Origin of the sequence: Maribacter arenosus, assembly GCF_014610845.1 — a bacterium.
Classification (GTDB): Bacteria; Bacteroidota; Bacteroidia; order Flavobacteriales; family Flavobacteriaceae; genus Maribacter_A; species Maribacter_A arenosus.
This window is the reverse complement of the sequence record NZ_JABTCG010000011.1, coordinates 30,430-50,817: the sequence shown is the minus strand read 5'-3', so window position 1 is coordinate 50,817 and position 20,388 is coordinate 30,430. Positions and strand designations below refer to the sequence as shown.

Genomic DNA, 20,388 nt, shown 5'->3' with positions numbered 1-20,388 from the left:
ATACTTGGGACGGTACCCGTAACAATACGGATGTACCCAAAGGCACCTACTTCTATGTTCTGGATTTAGGGGATGGCTCGGAGGTCAGAAAAGGGTGGATCCAAATCATAAGATAATAAGATAATGAAATATAGAATCCATAATATTAGATATAATTCAACGCTTTTTGTTGCCGCATTGGTATTATTGTTCTCCACTGCGATGTTCGGGCAAAAAGAACCCCAATATACCCAGTATATGTACAATATTGGTAGTTTCAACCCGGCCTATGTAGGTACGGTTGAAACCCCCGAAATTGCCGGGTTGTATCGCGCACAATGGCTAGACATCCCAGGAGCGCCTAGAACCTTTAGGTTTGGCGTTAATGTTCCCTTTGCCAATGAAAAAGTGGGTATGGGATTCAATGTGGTCAATGATCAATTGGGGCCTTTTACGCAAACCTATGTAGACCTAGCCTACTCATATCAGGTCAATGTCTCCGATGACACCAAGCTTTCGTTCGGGTTGGATGTAGGGGGATCATTTTTAGCGGTTGATTTTACCAAAGGCAATTTTGAAGTAGAGAATGAACCTTTACTCAATGAACAAACCGTGAATAAATTTTACCCCACCATTGGGGCAGGTACTTTTTTATATTCCGATAATTGGTATGTGGGTCTATCGATTCCGAATTTCCTCACCAATGGCATTTATAACGATGAAGTAGCAGTTGTGGTTGAAGATAAGGTGCAGTTCAATTTTATCGGGGGCTATGTTTTCGACTTGAAGGAAGGTTTGAAACTTAAACCGGCCTTTATGGTAAACTACTTGCAAGGCGCCCCGGTGAATCTGAATGTGTCCTCCAACTTCCTCATAAATGACGTACTTACTTTAGGGGCTTCCTATAGGCTTGATAATGCCCTGAGTGGCTTGGCAGGTTTCCAGATTTCCAGTAGTACCTTTATAGGGTACTCTTACGATTACAATACCAATGGTTTAGGGGAGTTTAACAATGGCTCCCATGAGATAATACTTAAGTTTTATCTTGGAAAGGGCGGAGATCGCAACAGACAACCCAAAACCAAGAATGCTAAAGGGAAGCCTAAGCAAATCGATACGCCAAGGTTCTTTTAAAAATGAATGAATACATTAAAATGAAATGAGCATAAACAAAATTAATTTTTTGCTTATCAACTGAAATAATTAAATTTTTTATGCGCAAGCGAAGCGGTTGATCGATGCATAAAATTTTATTATACTCATTTTCAGAATTATACAAAATTTTATAATAGATGAAAACAAAGGCTTTACTAGTATGCTGTTTTATGATCTTAGCGACAACTTTCGCCCAAGAAAAAAAGTCGAAGGCTGATATTTTCTTTTATGGGTACGATTATAAAAATGCGATTGTGGAATATCAAAGGGAAATGACAAAAGCACCTTTAAAAAATAGCCAACTATTAAATTTGGCAGATTCCTATTACAATATCGGGGATTATAAAAAGGCCTCTGAAGTTTACTTGGATGTACATAAGAAAGACACGGTAATGTCTAGTAATCGCTTTAATAAAATGTTACAGAGCCTTTCAAAAACAGCTTCAAATGAACGGGTAAAAGCTTTTTTGAACTCAAAGCGGGGATCATTTTCAAATGAGCTGTTAGAGAATGCTGAGTTTAACGAGGAGTTACTTTCAGGAGATCAGGACAATTCAGAAATGGAGATCTTTAATTTGAATGGGAATAGCCCACAAGCGGACTTTGCCCCCGGGTTTTATAATGACAAGCTCCTTTTTAGTAGCGGTAGGGCTAAGAGCAATAAAAAGACCTATGAACCTTCAGGCGAATCTTATTTGGATATTTATGAAGGCCGTATCAGTGAGGATGGTAATGTTAGAAGTGTAAATCCTTTTACCGCGATTGCCGAATCTAAATTTCATAAGGCAACCCCATTTTTTTCAAAGGAACTAGGTAAATTGTTCTATGTACTTTCCAATACTTGGGAAGGCGAGCTTTTATTTGACGATAAGGGTAAGAATGCACTGGCCATTGCCATGTCCGATATGAAAGGGAACTTAACTTTTTTGCTTAAAGACCTAAGTACTTCATTTTATTATCCATTTTATGATGCAGCATCGTCCAAGCTTTATTTCGCCGCAAGTTTTGAGGATAGTTATGGGGGAACAGATTTGTATTATGTGTATACGAATAATGGGCAGATAATGTCAGAACCTACTAATCTTGGACCAAGGGTGAACTCTCCTGGGAATGAGATAGCGCCATTTATTTTTGATAATAGTCTTTATTTTTCATCCGATATTTTTTATGGGCTTGGGGGTATGGATATGTACAAGGCGAATATGCACACCGATGGGTCTTTTGGTATCCCAATAAATCTCGGTAAAAGCATAAACTCGACTTCTGATGACTTTAGCCTAGTACTCAGGGAAAACGGATCAGACGGACTTTTAGGATATTTTTCATCGAATCGGGGCGGTGGTAAGGGCAATGATGATATTTATGGCATTAAGGTTAAAAACGGGGTTGGCTTAAAAACCTTAACTATGAAAGGCCGTGTTGTGAACCTAAATTCCAACGACGGTATTGCTAAATCACAAGTTAGATTAATCGACAAGGAAGGCAATGTCTTAAAAGAGACCTACACTGATGAAAATGGTAATTTCAGGATAGAAATTCCATGGCAAGAGGAAGTAACGGTCCAAGCAACGAAAGAGCGACATTCTGTTTTTACGGCCAGTTATACGGAAAAGGAGTTAGAAAATGTGCAGCAATCGAATTTAAACCTCGGCCTATCATTTATCGATGATTTACTTACGGAAAAAGAGGGGAAACCCGTTATAAAACTTCAAAATTTCTATTTTGATACTGGAAAGGATAATATAACCCCAACGATTCAGACTGAGTTGGACAAGGTGGTCGATGCCGTTCAAAGATTTCCGCAATTAAAGTTAATCATCGAGACGCACACGAATAGCAAAGGTTCAAAGGCAAGTAATCAAAAGCTCTCCCAGAATCGTTCTGATGCTATCAAACAATATCTACTGCAAAACGGTGTAATATCGACAAATATAGTGGCTTCGATTGGTTATGGTGAAGAAAAATTGACCAACAATTGTGCAGATGGGGTATATTGTCTTGATTTCTTGCATAGGCAAAATGACCGTACCCTTATCGTTATTGCCAATTCTGAAGAATTATAGGTCTTTGATAAAACCTGTTACAACCTTTTAAATTCATTTGAACAAAACGATCCAGAAGTAGTAAATAGAGAAAAATGCAAGAAAAACAATTCCTGCATAGGTAAGTACCTGTAATGGTTTTTTAGGTCGCAATTCTTTTGGTATTTCACCCCCCAAGACGTTTTTCAGATTCATAAAGCCGATGATAGGGGCAACAACAAATGAAACAAAAGTAGCCAGCGCTACCAAGAGGCCCATATTTGCACTGAACGTGGTGATGACCACAAAGTTTATCACGGCCAAAATGAGGACACCTAAGGCAAAAAATCCTTTTTGCCCTGTCAATTTGACTTTTGGATAAAGCAGGTCGATGATATCAAGACTTACACGGGTAATGGCATCATGAGCGGTCATGCAGGTGCTCAACATGGTGGCAAAGGCAGCAATGGCTATAAAAATGTAAGCCCAAGGTCCAATATGGGCGGTGAAAAGTCGAACAACTTGGTCCGCAAAAGTGACCGCATTTCCACTAAGTTCCGTGTTGGTTCCATAAAGGGTCATCCACCCTATAATCATAAAGAAAACGGCAAGAATGCCGGTCATTATATATCCTATATTGAATTCTTGCAATGACTCGCGAAGCGTAGGCTTACTGCCCTCCGTATTCCATTTTTCGATACTCCAAAGACTTACCCAACTAGATGCTTCCACGGTAGTAGGCATCCATCCCATCAATCCTATTAAAAATAATACACCTACCTCATTGAAAATGGGGGTCGGGGTAAAGTTGGTGATCTCTTCCACCCGACCTTTAAAAATCACTAGTGCGGTCGTAACGATAAGGGCAATGAACAGAATGCTCACAACAAACTTAAGGGAGTTCTCCAGAAAACGGTACTTTCCAATAATCAACAAGGAGCTGATAAAAGCAAACAAACCCAAAGCCACTAAACTTATCGAAACACCCGATAGTTCAAAAAGGTTGATAAAGAGTCCAGCTGTTACCGTGTACAATGCAGCCAAAATAGTAAAGGTAGTAACGAGTGTAATCGCAGCATAAAACCATAGATAGCCCTTGCCGCGATTTAAATAACCTTCAATCAATGTTTTGTTGGTAATATTGGTGTAGCGTACCCCGAATTCAAAAAAGGGGTACTTAAAAACATTGGCCAAAACGATTGGAATGACCATGATCCAACCATATTGGGCACCTGCTTTAGTGGATAGCACTAAATGGGAAGTACCTATAGCCATACTCGCGAACAAAAGACCAGGGCCTAGATTTTTGATGAGTATTCTGAGTTTTGACATAATACGCTAATAACCTCCCTAAAATAAACTTTTTGATCGAGTTGTATACGTTGTTATTTTATTTCTATAGGGTTGCCGTAGAATTTGGGTTCGGTTTTTAGGACTAAATCAACAAATACTTTTACCCGTGCAAAATATTCCCTCAATTGCACTTTGAAGCCTTCCTGTCCCGAGATATCCCGGGCATTGTAACCGATAGCATGTAAACCTTTCTGGTTGGCAATATAGATGGCGCGTTCATTATGGAATTTCTGTGAAATCACCGTAACGCTGTCCAGGCCAAAAACAACATTGGCCCGTACCATGGAATCCAAAGTTCTGAAGCCTGCATAATCCAAATAAATACGCTCTTGGGGAATTCCATGGGCGATGAGATCCTTTTGAATGGTCGTAGGTTCGTTGTAGTAGATACTACCGTTATCACCACTGACAAGTACAAAATCTATTTTATGGGCCTCAAAAAGTTCTACGGTGGCTTTTATTCGATTTGAATAGTAGGGATTGGGTTGTCCTCCCACAATTTTTTTGGCAGTGCCCAGAACCAAACCGACCCGGTTTTTTGGAATTTCGTTAATAGAAGAGTAGGTTTTACCCTTGGCCCCTAACTCTATCAATAGATTACAGATGAAGGTAAACAGTAGACCAAGTATAAGGAGGATGCCAACCCTTTTGATAAACTTTCTCTTGTTGAACTGTTTGCGCATAATGGTGTATAAAGGTAGCCAAATATGGAAAGTATAGGACTTAAAAGAAACAAAAAAACCAAAGCTTTCGCCTTTGTTGTAATTAGTAATCATTAACTCTATATTTTTAGATTCGGCTATTATTCCCGTGCTAATTAATCCGAATGGCAACAAATAATAATCTAATAAATTTTTTTACCGTAAGGGATGTATGTTATGGGAAGAATATCGAGCCAAACGTTTAGAGCATCGTACCTGGTAGTATAGTCATTGATTTCAATCAAAAAATGGATTATCCATATAATTCCATAAGGCAAAGAAATAGGTAACGAATAAATGATAATAGTGCCGTTCTTTTGAGTGTCTTTTTTCGTTTATTTGTACTTGCGAAAAGAATATTAATTAGGCTTCTTCCAGTCCAAAGTATTATAAACGATATTTGAGTCTTTAATCTAGTTTTTTTCAATTATCATAACTACGAGGTTAATTTCGATTCTTGAAAAATTCTAATACGATTCAAGACAAGGATTGCAGATTATTAAATATTTTGCTGAACATTATACTGATTTAGATAAAGCGCAACTCAAAATTGAATGTGCAGCTACAAAAGGAATTACACAAGGCGCTCAAGATGAAATGAAACAGTTTACAAAATCTACAAAGTCCGGGAACTACCAAGGCGCACATGCAAAAAAGAATGTGCAAAATGGGTCGGATATTACAATCGACGAGCTTCAAAATGACCCTCTGACACAGTCGGGAAATATGAAAATAGGGATAATTGGTGGAGGATTAATGGGAATGGCGCTTGCCTTTAGAATTTCAGAGTTGAATGCTTCTGTAAAAGTGTTTGAACGCGATTCGCAGTTGGGCGGTTTATCTACACACTACAATTACGGCAACTTTACCTGGGATAAGTTTTACCATGTGATCGTACCGACCGATGGTAGTTTAATTAACCTGATCACTGATATCGGCTTGGGAGATAGTTTAAATTGGAGTCGCTCCTTTACAGGGTATTATGTAAATAAATCATTCTATTCCCTGAACAGCCCCAAGGAATTTTTGTTATTTCCGCTTTTAAATATTTGGGATAAAATTAGACTTGTATTCACCATCTTTTATGGGGGTAGAATCAGCAATTGGAAAAAGCTTGAAGGGGTCACGGTCAAGGATTGGTTGATACAGATGGGTGGCAAGAAAAATTTCAATAAATTCTGGGAGCCTTTATTATTGGCCAAACTTGGTGAAAACTATAAACGAGTGTCAGCTGTTTTTATCTGGACGTACATCCGTAGGTTATTCAAAGCACGGGAACATCCGGTGGAAAAAGACTTTATGGGATATGTTTCGGGAGGGTATAAAACAGTCTTTGATCGTTTGGAAAAAGAGCTTATAAAAAATAACTCAAGTATCCTTAAAAACACCTCAGTAAAAAGTATCAGACCGTTGGATGGAGGTGGCATTGAAGTGAAATATGATGATAAGGTCGAACATTTTGACAAGGTAATCTTCACCGCGCCTCTTAATGTTCTGGAAAATGTAACTTCTCCTGAATTTTGTGAAATCGTAAAAAACGATCAGGCCATTGAATATCTCGGCGTAGTTTGTTTGGCATTGGTGACAAAAAAGCCCCTTACGCCTTTTTACGTATTGAATATGGGTGATGTGAATTCCCCCTTTACCGGAGTGATTGGCATCAGCTCTTTAGTAGATCCGGAGCAGACCGCTGGGGAGTACATTACCTTTTTTCCGAAGTATATTCCCGCAGATCATACGTATTGGAGTATGCCCGATGAAACCATAGAAGAAATATTTATGAAAGGGGTCCGGGACCTTTATCCTGAGCTTAATGATGGGGATTTAGTCGCCGCGCACATTAATAGGGCATATAAAGTGCAGCCGTTGCAGGTATTGAATTACTCGACGATAATTCCTGAAATAATCACAAAACACCCTGACTTCTTTGTGCTAAATACTTCTCAATTTGTAAGTGATTCGGTAAATAACAATCGCGTTATAACCCATGTAAATTCGTTTATGGAACAGTTTGCTGTTGAATTAAAAACGAAGGCAAAAACCAATACCGTATAGGAATATGAGTAAACCAACAGCAAGCCTTTCCCTTGATCTTGATAACAAGTGGTCATACATGAAGAATAACGGTGCGAAAGGCTGGGAGGAGTACCCATCTTATCTAGACATTTTTGTTCCTTATATCTTAAAACTATTAGAAGAATTAGACCTGAAACTGACATTTTTCATTGTGGGTCAGGATGCCACTTTTGAACACAATCATAAGTATATAAGAATGATTGCCGATGCAGGTCACGAAATAGCCAATCATTCCTTTAAACACGAGACCTTTCTTCACCTATATACAAGAGAAGAATTGGAAGAAGAAGTTGATAGGGCCCATACTATTCTCAAAGCAGTGAGTGGTCGGGAACCCAAAGGATTTCGTGGACCAGGCTTTACTTGGAGTGAAACGTTGTTTGAGGTGTTGGAAAAGAAGGGATACACTTATGATTCATCTACTTTCCCGACGATTATAGGGCCATTGGCTAGAATGTATTATTTCAGAACTTCCAATTTAACTGTAGCCCAAAAAAGGGAAAGAAAAGAACTCTTTGGAAAATTTTCTGATGGATTCATGAAGTTAAGGCCATATTTCTGGAAGTTGAAGAATAACAAAAGGTTGTTGGAAATTCCGGTGACCACAATGCCCTTTTTTAGGATTCCGATCCACCTAACCTATTTGACGTATCTCAGTTCAATTTCGAAACAATTAATGTTTTTATATTTGAAATGCGCAATATATCTTTGTAAGCTCACGAGAACGTCCCCCATTTTTTTAATACATCCCACAGATCTTTTAGGAAGCGACATGGTTACTGGTATGGAGTTTTTTCCAGGAATGCAGATTCCCAGTAATGAGAAGTCTGTGATTTTCAAGAAGGTAATCAACATTTTCGCGAAGCATTTTACTTTGGTAACCCTAGAAGAATATGCTTCGGGCATATATGATAAGAATAAAATCAATAACAATAGAATTACCGATGTATATTGAAAGCATAAAGTGTGCTTTGAAAAAGATTTGTAAAGTAGCAAGAAGACAGAATAAGCAATTATAACTAAATATATGGAAACACAGTATAAACCACTCGAAAAGATGTCTCAATCTGAGAACCCAAAGGCGAGACCTTCTGTTACAATTCTTTTACCGGCTTATAATGAAGCCGCGATTATAACTGATAGTCTAAATATTCTCTGCGCTCACATGAATGGCCTGACTGAAAGGTTTAATTGGGATATTCTAATTGTAAATGATGGTAGCAAGGATGAAACCGCAAGAATTGCCGAAGAGTTAGCTCAAACACTACCTAATATTACAGTCTATCATAACAAGGTGAATCAGAATTTAGGGGGAGCGTTACGTAACGGTTTCAAACACGCGAAGGGAGAATATATTGTGGTTCTTGATATCGATCTGAGTTTTGGGCCGGATAATGTTGAAAAACTAATGGACGCAGCCATTGACCAAGACGCAGATATAGTAATTGCTTCACCCTATATGAAAGGTGGTAAAACGACCAATATACCTTTTCATCGGTTACTTTTGAGTAAGGTCCTTAACAAGATTATGCGATGGACCTCGGGAATAGATATACACAGCTTTACAGGGATGGCACGGGCTTATAAAAAGGAATTTCTGGATAACTTAAACCTAAAGACCAGCACCTATTCCATAAATCCCGAAATAATTCAAAAAACCCATATCCTAAGAGGTCGAATCATTGAGGTTCCTGCGAATCTGGATTGGACTTTCCAATTGGCGTATGGAGCAAATAGAACATCCAGTGTTAAGGTCTTCAAGGGAATTCTTAACGGTTTGATGTCGAGCTTTATCTTTAGGCCGTATGGATTTTTTATGATACTTGGGTTGCTATTATTAATTGCGTCTTTATATATGATTGTCTGGATATTTTATCACGTATTTACGATATACCCCGAGATTCAGGTAACCGGTGAATTTTTTGACGACCTTTTTTCTGAAGCTGTGGCCGCTGCCTATAACAAACGTCCCCACGCTTTTTTAATAGGTGGTTTCATCTTTGTGGCGGCTATACAATTTCTGGGCTTAGGGTTTATCTCCCTGCAAAAGAAACGGTACTTTGATGAACTGTTTCACTTGAATTCCAATATATTGAAACAAACAAGAAAGGCCAAATAAGATCAAGATCCATGAATTGGAAATCACATAATAGTAGTGTATTGTCATTTTTACCATTACTGGTTCTTTATATAGCTGTGGTTCTTGTTTTTTCTTCTAATGTGTTAGAAGGTGACGAATTCAGACATTTACATTATGCCGAAAATCTCATACACGGTTTTTATACAGAGGCAGATAATCCTGAATTGTTGAACGGACCTGGTTATCCTTTGGTTCTTGCGCCATTTCTGGCAATCAATTCTGGTTTTTTGATCCTTAAACTTTTAAATGCCATTTTTGTTTTTATAGGCGTTGTTTACTTTAAAAAAACTATTGAATTCTTTGCCAAAAAAAAGTACGCCATCATTTTTGCCTTCCTGGTCGGTATCTATCCACCGTTATTGAGATATATGCCCCTAATATATTCCGAGCCTTTAACTTTCATGATTGTATGTGGCTTGTTGTTTCATGTCTTTAAATTGTTTCGGAGCGAAAAACTCAATAGGAAACAGATCGTAATAATTTCGTTATATATTGTTTTTTTAGTACTTGTAAAAATTATATTTCTTCAAGTAATAGGATTAAGCCTGCTGATATTAATCGTTCTATTTTTATGGAACAGGGATAGGCAAAATATTAAGATTGCTTTGGTTTTAGTAGGGGGCTTTTTGCTGATTGTCCCTTATTTGATGTATGCGTATTCATTGACGGGAAAGCTATTTTATCTGGGTACCGGCGGAGGTGAAATTTTATATCATAGGTCTACCCCATATGAAAATGAATGGGGCAATTGGTTTTCGAGAGAAGATGTCTTACATGGAAATAGTGAAGATTTCAAACCTGATACTGTCTACGAAAATCTGAATCAACTATCTGTAAACCACCGCAAAATTTACGTGGAATTGGAAGATTTGACATTTATTGAACGAGATAGTGCTTTCAAGGCAATTGCTATTGAGAATATGAAAGCGCACCCAGGCAAATATTTGAAAAATACAATATCCAATGTTGGGCGATTTCTGTTTCACTACCCATTTTCTTATCGGAATCAGAATATGGCAGCTTATGGCTATCTGATTCCTAATGCGCTTATCCTAGGTTTATGCATACTTTGTATATATCCATTTTTATTGAACCGGAGAAATGTCCCCTTCGAATTAAAAGCTGTGATGATATTCTACCTAATATACGCCTGTGCCATTATTCTATTGGACGGTAGAGGCAGGAATTTTATAATCATGGTACCTTCCCTGGTGTTGTTTTTTGCATATATCTACACAAATACGGTTAAAATTACTTTATTAAAACCAAGGGAAGAAAAACAACAAACGAATATCGACTAAGCGACTCCTAAGACATTTAGGTGATACGTACCAAACGATAAGTTGCGTCGATTTAATTTGATGGCTATCTTGTAATTAATTTTTCTAAAGATGATGTCATTGTTGAACATGCACTCGGAATTTTCATAATTTGGCCCCAAAGGGATTGTGAAGGCAATGCTAACAATTATTACAACCGCTGTATATATATTCTATTGATGCCTTAGAGGTCATCATCAAAATGTTTTATTTTAGTTCGGAGCTACCAATGAGAATGAGTCATGAAGGTAATCGGAATTACCCGGCTGACGGGTTATAATGCGCAAATTTCCCATAAAGGTTTCCAGATGTGTGATGCCCTGTTGCTGAGATTGTTGCACCCCGTTCGATGATGCCCAAGGCCATTTGTAAATACCCCATTTGGCATTTCCACCCCATGGACTGGACGAATAAACTGTAGCTACTTGTTTGTCATATACGCTCTGGCCGTTTATCCATACCTGTAGCAACCCGTTCGACGCATCGTCCCATACGACATGTACCACGATATCCAATTTTTGTCCTGCTGTAGGTTTAATACCCGTAGGATTATATTTTTCCCCATCCGTTACGTTGTTGACGACATAGATTTCCCCGGCATTATGTCCGTTGAATTGCCCGTCTTTGATAATCATTAATTCCGTTTGTGGCGAATCGCCCACCACCCCATGATGCACCTGCCAGAAAAGCCATTGATTATTTTGATCTACTACATAATCATTACCAAAGGTGTAGCTCCAACCGAACCATTCTTCAGTACCTTTCGGATGACGAATATTCCAAGGTGCTGTCCGTATTTCGGCCCGCATATTATAATCCCTAGAACACCAACTTCCAACTTCTGGGGTAGTCGGATTAACACGAAATTTCAATTGATTGCCAACCTTGGTTATCTGTTGTTCATAACATTCGGAATCAATAACCAATTCTCCATTACTAAAGGAAACCCCTTTACTTCCGGAATATTGTGGTAGTGTTACACTCTCCCAGCACCAAGTTTTCAAACCAGTATCTCCAGCTAGTCCACCATTGGTAACACAGTTTGAATTGTTGTTTTCTTCAGGTGTAGTACTGTTTTCTTCAGGGGTAATAACAACCGTAACCGTACCTTCTTCAGTTGTTATCGATTGGTCCTCCTTTACAATTTCGGTAGTATAAGTAAATGTGTCTATTGTTTCTGGAACCGAGACTGTTTCTGTAACCGGGTCTGGAGTGTATGTTAAAGTGTTATCAGTATTGATCACAACGCTTCCGTTCGTAGGTGTAGAGGTTTCTGTAATTGTGACATTGTCTTGCTCCTTATAGGCGTCGTTTGATAATACATCCAGAACAATAAAGTCATTTTGAGAAACCATGTAAATATCATCCACAACATATTCGCCATCAACTATTTCCTGAGAATTCCTAAGAACGTAGTCGGTCAATAAATCAGAATCCTTGGAACATGAGAGGTGGAAGATAAATATGATGCTGAATAATAACACTTTGAATGGGGATTGGGGATTAATATTCATGGGGAATGTAGGTTAAAGTACTATGATAAAGTTTTTTGGGACTCTAATTTGCTAAATTTATTTCGTAGTTCGACAAAACGATAGCTTTTTTCGATGTAATACATATTATAAGTACGTACCTAACCAATTATTAGTATTTAGAATACTACTTTTTAACAAAATATTCGATGAATTACAAAGGAAACAGATCAAAAAAATTGGATTATGGAAAGATCATGATAATATTACCTTGGTGTAACCTTGGAATATGAGTTTCCGAGATAACCTAGATCTCCAGGTCTTAGGGTTATCATGCGTAATGGACCCATATAAGTTTCAAGATGCGTTATACCCAATTGGAGTGATTGTTGAACTCCGTTCGACTCTGCCCATGGCCATTTGTAAATACCCCATTTGGCATTTCCGCCCCAGGGATATGCTTCATAAACGGTGGCCACTTGTTTATTATAAAGGCGCTTGCCATTAATCCACACTTGTAACAATCCGGTCGACGCATCTCCCCAAACAGCATGTACCACTATATCCAATTTTTCTCCTGCTTTAGGGGTAATACCCGTAGGGTGGTATTCATTCCCGTTCGCGGCGTTGACGATATAAATTTCCCCAGCATCATGACCATTGAATTGACCATCTTTTATAACCATTAATTCGGTCTGTGGAGAAGCACCCTCGATCCCTGGATGTACTTGAAAGAAAAGCCATTGATTGTTTCGGTCGATTACATAGTCGTCTCCAAAAGTATAGCTCCAACCGAACCACTCCTCAATACCCTTTGCATGGCGGATATCCCAAGGTGCAGTCCGTATTTCCGCCCGCATATTATAATCCCTGGAGCACCAACTTCCGACATCAGGTTCAGTAGGGTTAATACGGAATTTCAATTGGTCACCTGCCTTCGACACCTGTTTTTCATAGCATTCTGAATCAATATACAATTCTCCATTACTAAATTCGATACCGTTGTCCTCAAAGTATTCTGGTATCGTGATATCACCCCAGCACCAAACTTTTAATCCGGTATCAGCAGCTTTTCCACCTTGTGTTACACAATCTGTAGGCCTATGTATTTCGGCAGGTATCTCATCGATACCCTCATCTATATTAACAGCATCCGTTGAGTTACTATTACACGAAATTTGCCATAATATTAAAACTATCCATACTACACTTAAACAGTCTTTCATAGCATAATTATTAGCCCTATAAATATACATGAACGCTATTAGTTATTAAGCAGTTACAGATTGATATTTTCAGGTAAATTACGAAGACATTGTTGCATGTCGGTAATTAGCTTTTAAAAATTTCTTTTGTCTAGGGTAGATTTACAAATTATAAAGTGAGAGATATTCAAGAGTTATTTTATCCCAAGTATATTGCGTATTTACCTTTTTTTTTGCATTTAGACCCAATTTTTCGAACCTAGGTTTATTGTTTTCGATCCACAGCAACTTTTTGGAAAGATCTTCGACATCTTTACTTTTAAAGAAAAGCACATCGTTGTCATCGAAAACCTGTGTATTTTCAGGAATATCGCTCGCTAAGATGGGTTTTCCGGTGCTGGCAACTTCCAATAACATGATCGACATGCCTTCGATTTCCGAGGGGAAAACAAAATATTCGCTTTTAGTTACCAATTCCAATAAGGCCGACAACGGATTTACATAGCCTAAATAATAAACGTTCAACCCTTTGCTTAATTCTTTTACTTCTTTGATGTAGATAGGATTAAAATTAAGGTCTCCGGCAACAAAAATGTTTCCTTTGTAATTTATCTTTTTGTAGGCTTTCAACAAAGTGTGTAAACCTTTGATGCCCATGATCCTTCTTGCCGCAAAAAATACGTAAGGGGTATCTTTGGGCACTGCTTTGGGCCAGAAGGTTTCTATAGTACTTTCATGGCTTTCTTCTACTGGGTTTATTCCGTTCGGAACGAATTTCACGTCAACATTGTATTTCTCTTTATAATACGCACATAATGGTTTCGATATAGCGGTCTTAACCCCTTTGAATTTTAGAAAACGTTGTTCGTTCATTAAAAAGAATGATTTGGCAATCCCTCCCCAAACACCATCTTTATAGGGTACACCATGTACCGTAGCAATTACTTTGGCCTTCTTCGACAAACCTTTTAGGAATAAGAAACTATCGATTTTATGGGCATGAACGATATCGTATGTTCCAAAAAGTCTAATGTGGCAATAACAGATGAAATAATATAGAAATACCCCTATGCTATCCAATTTGATTTCAGGAAATTGTATAACATGTACTCCCTTAATATTAGTTTTGGCCAATTTATGTTTATAGCAATAAATGGTAACATTGTGATTTTGTGCCAGATTACGAATAAGATTTTCCGCCACACGACTTGTGCCACCTCTTGAGGGATAGTATTTAATTCCAAAAAAAGCGATATTTTTCTTTTCTCCCATTTTTATTGTTAGTACACTTTGTCTATTTATGTTGGGTTGTATATATTGGACTTTCAGAGTTCAAAATGGGTCATTGCAAAAGTTTCTGATATAATGCATAATAGGCACTTGTCATTTTCGATAAACTGAACGACCGTTCGAGTCGAGATTTTCCTTCATGGCCCATTCTTTTCATTTCAGTCGGTAGATCTAATAAATAAATCAATTGATTTGCCATAATTTTGGGTGATCCGGGAGCAACTAGAATACCCGTTTTCATGTGATCGACAACTTCATCGGTACCTCCCCCAATGGTAGCCACTGTAGGCTTTCCCAAAGCCATATATTCGAGTATCGCATTGGATATACCTTCGCCATGCATTTTCTCATTTGTAGCCAATACACCAATATCAAAAATGTTGATAATCGATTCTACGTCTGTTTGCGAACCAGTGAACACAAAATAAGGGGTATGATCGGAGGGAACCATTTGCTTACAATTCTTTAGTGTTGGCCCATCGCCTACGGCAATGAACGTGACATCCTCTCTTTGTTTAAATAATAGTAATGCAGCTTTTATGAAGGTTGCATAATCTTTTCGGTCGAAAAAGCTTCCCACCATGCCAATAATTTTTTCGGTTTTGATGTTAAACTGTTCCCTAACCAGGGATTTGTTTTTTAAATTCGATAAACGATTACTGTCAAATCCATTATAAATACAAACACTTTTATGTGCGGGCGCCCTATATTCTTGAAGTCCCGCCAACGAATTGCCAACCACAACTTTGGAAAAGGGATAAGTCAACCTAGCCCTAAAAAGTCGAACATCAAAAAAAGACATGTTTTTTGGGGCATCGGTAATGTTACCATTAATGAGTTTTATGCCAAGAATCATAGAGGAAGGGATGGCCATAATTGCTGACATCGTGCCCCAGCTGTGCATTAAATCAGGTTTCCAACTCTTGCATAATTTGTAGAGTCTGTAGAAAACCATCGGATTTCTTTTGGGAACCCGTTTCAGTATGTTAACAGGAATGCCTAGTTCGAATATTTCTTGATAATGGATTTTTTCAGAAAAAACGACCAAATTTAGCTGCACATCAGAATAATTCGCAAAACCCTTGATCAGCTCGATCAATCTTCTTTCCCTGCCCCCTGAAACAAGGCTATCAATAAGTAACAATATTTTCATGTTTTTCTATTAGGTTCATACTACCCACGGTTCAATAAGGTAATCAACATTCAATCTTTAAAACCTATTTAATCATCTTGCAAACACACTTCCCCATTGTTTATTGGTATTGCCTCAATATTTTTGATAATGTTCAAATATTTTTTTTGAAAAGCATCATAACTGAAATTTTTAACCAAATGATCATAACTGGCCTGTCCCATTCGCTTTCGTTTGTCAGGCGATTCTATTAAGGTACCCAAATGTCGGGCAATATCCTTGTAAGCATCGATGGTCGAAAGAAATCCATTTTGCCCGTGCAAGACAAGGCGTGAATTATCTCCGGCATCTGTCGCTACTATAGGCAAAGCACAGTTCATGGCTTCCATTATCGAATTGGAGATACCTTCAAAAGTCGATGTGCTAAGGTATATCTCGGATGACTCCAACAGGGCATATATATTCGAAGGATTGGTTATGAGTTCGATTTCCTTTTGTAAGTCATACTTTTTTATAGCGCCTGTAATGTTCTCCTGCTCCGGACCGTCTCCTACGATTCTATAACGCAATACATAATTACTCTTCAACGTGTTTTTTAGCTCGGCAATCGCTTGTAATGCCGTTACATATCCTTTTTGCTTTACCAATCTACCAATACTGATTACAGTAATTGTCTTCATTTGCAAGCCTTTTATTTGACTTTTTGGCCTTATTTCTATACCATTAGGTATTACCATAACATTTTTTTTAAATCCGAATTTAATCGAGGAGTCATAGGCAGCGTAATTATTGGCTATCGTATAATTGAGCAAATGATTATTGGCAAAACGCAACGCGGCATATTTAAAATAGGCTATATGACTATTTCTGATTCCACCAAAAATGTAGGGCACATTGGCAATCTTTCCACAAATGGACGCCCAGATGGTATCTGTTGGCAAGAAGGAAAAAATGATATCTATTTTTTTCTTTTTAAGAAAGCCGGTAAAGTCTCTAATTTTTTTTATAGGATTTCTGTCCAAGAATATGTGTTTTATATCATCCTTTTCAATTACCGCAATATGTTTTTTATAGATTGGCTGTGGATTAATGATGACCACCGTAGTATTGTGATACGGCTTCAACGCTTTGGCCAATAGCAAACTTTGCTTTTCTGCACCGCCAGGAGCGAGTGAATTTATGGTAATACAAATATTTTTCTTTACAGTCATTTTGCTAATTTCTACCTCACTTTTTATGCGATGGCCTGCGACATCCATCTTTGTAGCAATAAAATTCGCCATAACAGGGTGCCGTGATCGACCTTGCCCTTTTGATTTTCTTCTATCAGTCTTTTTATCATTTTTTGATTTAGGGACTTCAACGAATTCGTTGAAGTCAATACATTATCGAATTCACTATCCTTGAACCATTCTCTTAACGGAACTTCGAAACCTTGTTTTCTTCGGTTCAAGATCTCGTTGGGCAATTTATTTTGCATGGCGTTTTTGAGCATATATTTTACGCCCTTATCGGTGTATGTAGGCATTTTCAACGATTTATCTACTTGGTAAATCAAATCGACTATGCGATAATCCAACAAGGGCGCACGGGTTTCAAGTGAATTGGCCATGCTCGTTTTATCGACCTTGACAAGCATTTGATCGGGAAGCGAAACCTTAAGATGAAAATAATTCAATCGATAAAAAGGATCTTTTAACCTACAATTGCCCAAAGTATCAGAAATAAAATTTTCAATCGGGAACGCATTTCCGGTCAATAATTGCTTAATTTCTGGCGGGGGTATTTTAACAAACTTTGTAATCAATCGCTCACCGAAGGTTACATTGAACGAATCTAATACCCGTTTGATCCGATTCAATTTATAACGTATATTTCCTGTAGCGATGTTGCCTATACCATCGACCATTGCAGGTAAACTTTTTTTAAGAAATCCCGGCATGGAATTTTGATATCTTTTGGCAAAAAGTTCACTTTGATAATTTGAATATCCTGTAAAAACCTCATCACCTCCATCGCCGGTCAAGACCATTTTTACATGTTTGGCGGCACTTTCCGCTAAATAAGAAGTGGGAATCGCAGCAGGATCGGCAAAAGGTTCATCAAAGTGATGTAAAATATCTTTGATCGATTTTTCCAACGAAGATTTGTCCACTATTTTCTCGTAATGTTCCGTTTTAAACTTGTCGGCAATAATTCGGGCATTATCCCTTTCGTCAAAAGCTTTTTCATTAAACCCTATCGTAAACGTTTTTACGGGAAACGAAGATATTTCGCTCATTATGGCTACGATACTCGACGAATCAAGCCCGCCGCTCAAAAAGGCACCATAAGGGACATCGCTTCGCATTCGCATACGAACGGAATCATAGAGCAGTTCGCTCAGTTCGGCATTTACCTTGGATTTGTCCTTTCGCAAATCTAGTTCGTCGATGTCGGGGAGGTCCCAGTAGCTATGTTCTGTGACCTTATTATTCTTTACAACCAGATAGTTGCCTGCCGGAAGCTTTTTAATCGATTTGTAATACGTATTCGGAGAAGGAACATAGCCAAAAAACAAATACAGTTCATCCATATCGGTGTTGGGTTCCACAGCACCGGTATAGGCCAAAATGCTTTTTATTTCAGAACCGAACAGGAAAGAGTCTTTGTACAGCATGTAGTTCAGGGGTTTCTCGCCGAGGCGGTCCCTTGATATAAACAAATGCTGTTTCGCAGCGTCCCACAGTGCGAAGGCCCACATTCCGTTTAATTTTTCCTGACAGGCGAACCCCCACTGCTCATATGCTTTTATGATAACCTCCGTGTCGGAACTGGTAACAAATGAATGGCCGAGTTTTTTCAGTTCTTCCTTAAGTTCTATGTAATTGTAGATTTCTCCATTGAAGACGATGCTTATCGTTTTTTTTTCATTGAACATGGGTTGATCCCCACTTCCAAGATCTATGATCGATAATCTGCGATGTGCCAAACCAACAAAAGAGTCGATGAAAAATCCTTCGCCATCGGGGCCACGATACGAGATGGTATCGGCCATTTTTTTTAGCAATTCCCTAGAAACACTTCTTTCGTGATGAAAGTTGAAAACTCCTGCTATTCCGCACATTTAAATTCTTATTCCAACATTTGAATTCGAAATTGCTATCTACCTTCAAATGTATATTCATTGTATAGTTAAATTTCCTGTAAAAACATTCGTAATCTTACCCCATGTGTTCTATAATCAAACTCGGCAAGGCCTAATTGCTTGCCATTAGCACCAATATTTTTAGAATCTACCGGGTTGTCCAAAACGTATTGCATTTTTTCCGCAATTGCGTCAATATCATATAAATCAGCAACGAGGGCGGTTTTACCATCTTCAAAGTAGTTTTTGATTTCTCCTACATTCGTTGTTATGACCGGATTGCCCGATGCCAGGTATTCTCCTATTTTATGGGGAAACCGCGCCGAATCTTGTACAGTTGGTCGCAGTGGAATTAGCAGAGCTATCGCATTGTTATACAAATCAACAAGTTGGTTATAAGGAATGTTCGAAAATAACCTAATCTGTTCCGTATTGAATTGCGTGTTTAAATCTTCTTGTAAAAGGCCAGTTTCACTTTTCTTACCGCCACTTACGATCAAAAATAATTTTGTAGTTTCATTTTCGGAAATGCTTTTATATGCCTCGATTATGAAATCGATTACTTCCTTATAGGCCATACTTCCACAATACAGAAAATAAGGTTCTGTATCCCTATTCTTTCCTTTGCCGAATTTTTCAAAATCACATAAAACAGGTAATTTCATTGCAGGTTTAGAAGGTGCGATTGCCATATAGTATTTCATAAGACGATCACTTATGGGCAAAGCTCCATCGAATAGCTTTATGACCCAATGGTCGTATAAATAATCTTTTACCTTTGTCAAAACAGAATTTCTATCTTTCATAGAAGATGCCAGCTCGACGAAGTTAATGACTGTAGAAAAATTTAGAAACGCCGAATAGATAAGGTAACGAAGCACATGAACGACATTCATCTCCGAGATTATGGCCACGTTGATCTTATCGTGCTTTTTTAGATATTTTAAATACATGAATTCTCCATATAGACCTTTCAATTTCTGAATATTTCGACTTATGAAACCCTTTGGTCTAAAAACGCTTTCAGAAGTGTAGATGTAATCAATACCTTCATAATTACCTTTTACACCAAAGTTTATTTTACTGTTTTTCTTCCAAACACCCTTACGACAAATTACGGTAACCCTATATCCTTCAGTGAGAAGTGTCTTAGCCATTAAGGTAATTCTTTGAACTGCGGCCAATCCCATGGGGAAGCCCGACTCTCCTAGAAAGACTATGTGTTCGTCGTTATTTTGTTCTTCTTTTGTCAAACTCGGTTATAGTGTTTTGATCACGTATTTAATTTGAAAAAATATTGAATGGAATGGTTTTGCAAAATATAATCAGAATTTGATAGCGCATATGACAATTGTTAAATGCTGCATTTGGTTTTTTTTTCATTTCTTTTAAATTAGGGTATTAACTTCGAATAGCCT

16 protein-coding genes are annotated in these 20,388 nt (G+C 38.0%); 7 read left to right on the top strand and 9 right to left on the bottom strand.

Features of this window, described 5'->3' with window-relative positions:
* From HPE63_RS18655 to HPE63_RS18145, 3 genes are all read left to right on the top strand, one after another.
* Positions 1-116: T9SS type B sorting domain-containing protein (locus HPE63_RS18655; protein ID WP_188315724.1), on the top strand; the 116-nt coding region annotated here is incomplete at its 5' end.
* 7 nt (positions 117-123) lie between these two features.
* A complete protein-coding gene (locus tag HPE63_RS18150) occupies positions 124-1,113 on the top strand; it encodes a PorP/SprF family type IX secretion system membrane protein (protein WP_188315723.1) in 990 nt (329 codons plus the stop codon).
* A gap of 158 nt (positions 1,114-1,271) precedes the next feature.
* Entirely contained in the window at positions 1,272-3,197 is a 1,926-nt protein-coding gene (locus HPE63_RS18145) for an OmpA family protein (RefSeq protein ID WP_188315722.1), read from the top strand.
* Between the two features lie 33 nt (positions 3,198-3,230).
* Here the strand turns inward: HPE63_RS18145 and HPE63_RS18140 are convergent, their stop codons facing one another.
* Entirely contained in the window at positions 3,231-4,487 is a 1,257-nt protein-coding gene (locus HPE63_RS18140) for an NRAMP family divalent metal transporter (protein ID WP_188315721.1), read from the bottom strand.
* A gap of 53 nt (positions 4,488-4,540) precedes the next feature.
* On the bottom strand, positions 4,541-5,284 hold the full coding sequence (locus HPE63_RS18135) for a SanA/YdcF family protein (RefSeq protein WP_394355026.1): 744 nt from the start codon (positions 5,282-5,284) through the stop codon (positions 4,541-4,543).
* Between the two features lie 414 nt (positions 5,285-5,698).
* Here HPE63_RS18135 and HPE63_RS18130 point away from each other — a divergent pair, with 414 nt between their 5' ends.
* The 4 genes from HPE63_RS18130 (at position 5,699) to HPE63_RS18115 (ending at position 10,726) form a co-directional block, all read left to right on the top strand.
* Positions 5,699-7,264 (top strand): FAD-dependent oxidoreductase, encoded by a 1,566-nt coding sequence (locus tag HPE63_RS18130; RefSeq protein ID WP_223198219.1) that lies wholly within the window; start codon positions 5,699-5,701, stop codon positions 7,262-7,264.
* Between the two features lie 4 nt (positions 7,265-7,268).
* A complete protein-coding gene (locus tag HPE63_RS18125; RefSeq protein WP_188315720.1) occupies positions 7,269-8,240 on the top strand; it encodes a polysaccharide deacetylase family protein in 972 nt (323 codons plus the stop codon).
* Between the two features lie 72 nt (positions 8,241-8,312).
* The gene (locus HPE63_RS18120) at positions 8,313-9,404 is read left to right on the top strand and encodes a glycosyltransferase family 2 protein (protein WP_188315719.1); all 1,092 of its coding nucleotides are present in this window, start codon (positions 8,313-8,315) and stop codon (positions 9,402-9,404) included.
* Positions 9,405-9,415: 11 nt separating this feature from the next.
* Positions 9,416-10,726 (top strand): hypothetical protein, encoded by a 1,311-nt coding sequence (locus HPE63_RS18115; RefSeq protein WP_188315718.1) that lies wholly within the window; start codon positions 9,416-9,418, stop codon positions 10,724-10,726.
* A gap of 230 nt (positions 10,727-10,956) precedes the next feature.
* On the opposite strand, the gene HPE63_RS18110 is transcribed toward HPE63_RS18115, so the two are convergent.
* From HPE63_RS18110 to HPE63_RS18080, 7 genes are all read right to left on the bottom strand, one after another.
* A complete protein-coding gene (locus HPE63_RS18110) occupies positions 10,957-12,258 on the bottom strand; it encodes a heparin lyase I family protein (protein ID WP_188315717.1) in 1,302 nt (433 codons plus the stop codon).
* Positions 12,259-12,482: 224 nt separating this feature from the next.
* Positions 12,483-13,442, bottom strand: a complete 960-nt coding sequence (locus HPE63_RS18105) for a heparin lyase I family protein (RefSeq protein WP_188315716.1) — start codon at positions 13,440-13,442, stop codon at positions 12,483-12,485.
* Positions 13,443-13,583: 141 nt separating this feature from the next.
* Positions 13,584-14,693: a glycosyltransferase family 4 protein gene (locus HPE63_RS18100; RefSeq protein WP_188315715.1), complete on the bottom strand. Its 1,110-nt coding sequence runs from the start codon at positions 14,691-14,693 to the stop codon at positions 13,584-13,586.
* Between the two features lie 70 nt (positions 14,694-14,763).
* Positions 14,764-15,864: a glycosyltransferase gene (locus HPE63_RS18095; RefSeq protein ID WP_188315714.1), complete on the bottom strand. Its 1,101-nt coding sequence runs from the start codon at positions 15,862-15,864 to the stop codon at positions 14,764-14,766.
* 68 nt (positions 15,865-15,932) lie between these two features.
* Positions 15,933-17,054: a glycosyltransferase family 4 protein gene (locus HPE63_RS18090; protein WP_188315713.1), complete on the bottom strand. Its 1,122-nt coding sequence runs from the start codon at positions 17,052-17,054 to the stop codon at positions 15,933-15,935.
* Positions 17,055-17,077: 23 nt separating this feature from the next.
* Positions 17,078-18,949 (bottom strand): asparagine synthase (glutamine-hydrolyzing), encoded by a 1,872-nt coding sequence (asnB, locus tag HPE63_RS18085; protein WP_188315712.1) that lies wholly within the window; start codon positions 18,947-18,949, stop codon positions 17,078-17,080.
* A 68-nt stretch (positions 18,950-19,017) separates the two neighbouring features.
* Positions 19,018-20,223 (bottom strand): glycosyltransferase, encoded by a 1,206-nt coding sequence (locus HPE63_RS18080; protein ID WP_188315711.1) that lies wholly within the window; start codon positions 20,221-20,223, stop codon positions 19,018-19,020.
* Positions 20,224-20,388 lie beyond the last annotated feature (165 nt).

Excerpts from the sequence above, each read along its gene's own strand:
- asnB (WP_188315712.1), bottom strand. The coding sequence starts at position 18,949 with ATGTGCGGAATAGCAGGAGTTTTCAACTTTCATCACGAAAGAAGTGTT.
- HPE63_RS18120 (WP_188315719.1), top strand. The coding sequence starts at position 8,313 with ATGGAAACACAGTATAAACCACTCGAAAAGATGTCTCAATCTGAGAAC.
- HPE63_RS18105 (WP_188315716.1), bottom strand. The coding sequence starts at position 13,442 with ATGAAAGACTGTTTAAGTGTAGTATGGATAGTTTTAATATTATGGCAA.
- HPE63_RS18145 (WP_188315722.1), top strand. The coding sequence starts at position 1,272 with ATGAAAACAAAGGCTTTACTAGTATGCTGTTTTATGATCTTAGCGACA.
- HPE63_RS18110 (WP_188315717.1), bottom strand. The coding sequence starts at position 12,258 with ATGAATATTAATCCCCAATCCCCATTCAAAGTGTTATTATTCAGCATC.
- HPE63_RS18125 (WP_188315720.1), top strand. The coding sequence starts at position 7,269 with ATGAGTAAACCAACAGCAAGCCTTTCCCTTGATCTTGATAACAAGTGG.
- HPE63_RS18100 (WP_188315715.1), bottom strand. The coding sequence starts at position 14,693 with ATGGGAGAAAAGAAAAATATCGCTTTTTTTGGAATTAAATACTATCCC.
- HPE63_RS18090 (WP_188315713.1), bottom strand. The coding sequence starts at position 17,054 with ATGACTGTAAAGAAAAATATTTGTATTACCATAAATTCACTCGCTCCT.
- HPE63_RS18150 (WP_188315723.1), top strand. The coding sequence starts at position 124 with ATGAAATATAGAATCCATAATATTAGATATAATTCAACGCTTTTTGTT.
- HPE63_RS18135 (WP_394355026.1), bottom strand. The coding sequence starts at position 5,284 with ATGATTACTAATTACAACAAAGGCGAAAGCTTTGGTTTTTTTGTTTCT.
- HPE63_RS18095 (WP_188315714.1), bottom strand. The coding sequence starts at position 15,864 with ATGAAAATATTGTTACTTATTGATAGCCTTGTTTCAGGGGGCAGGGAA.
- HPE63_RS18115 (WP_188315718.1), top strand. The coding sequence starts at position 9,416 with ATGAATTGGAAATCACATAATAGTAGTGTATTGTCATTTTTACCATTA.
- HPE63_RS18140 (WP_188315721.1), bottom strand. The coding sequence starts at position 4,487 with ATGTCAAAACTCAGAATACTCATCAAAAATCTAGGCCCTGGTCTTTTG.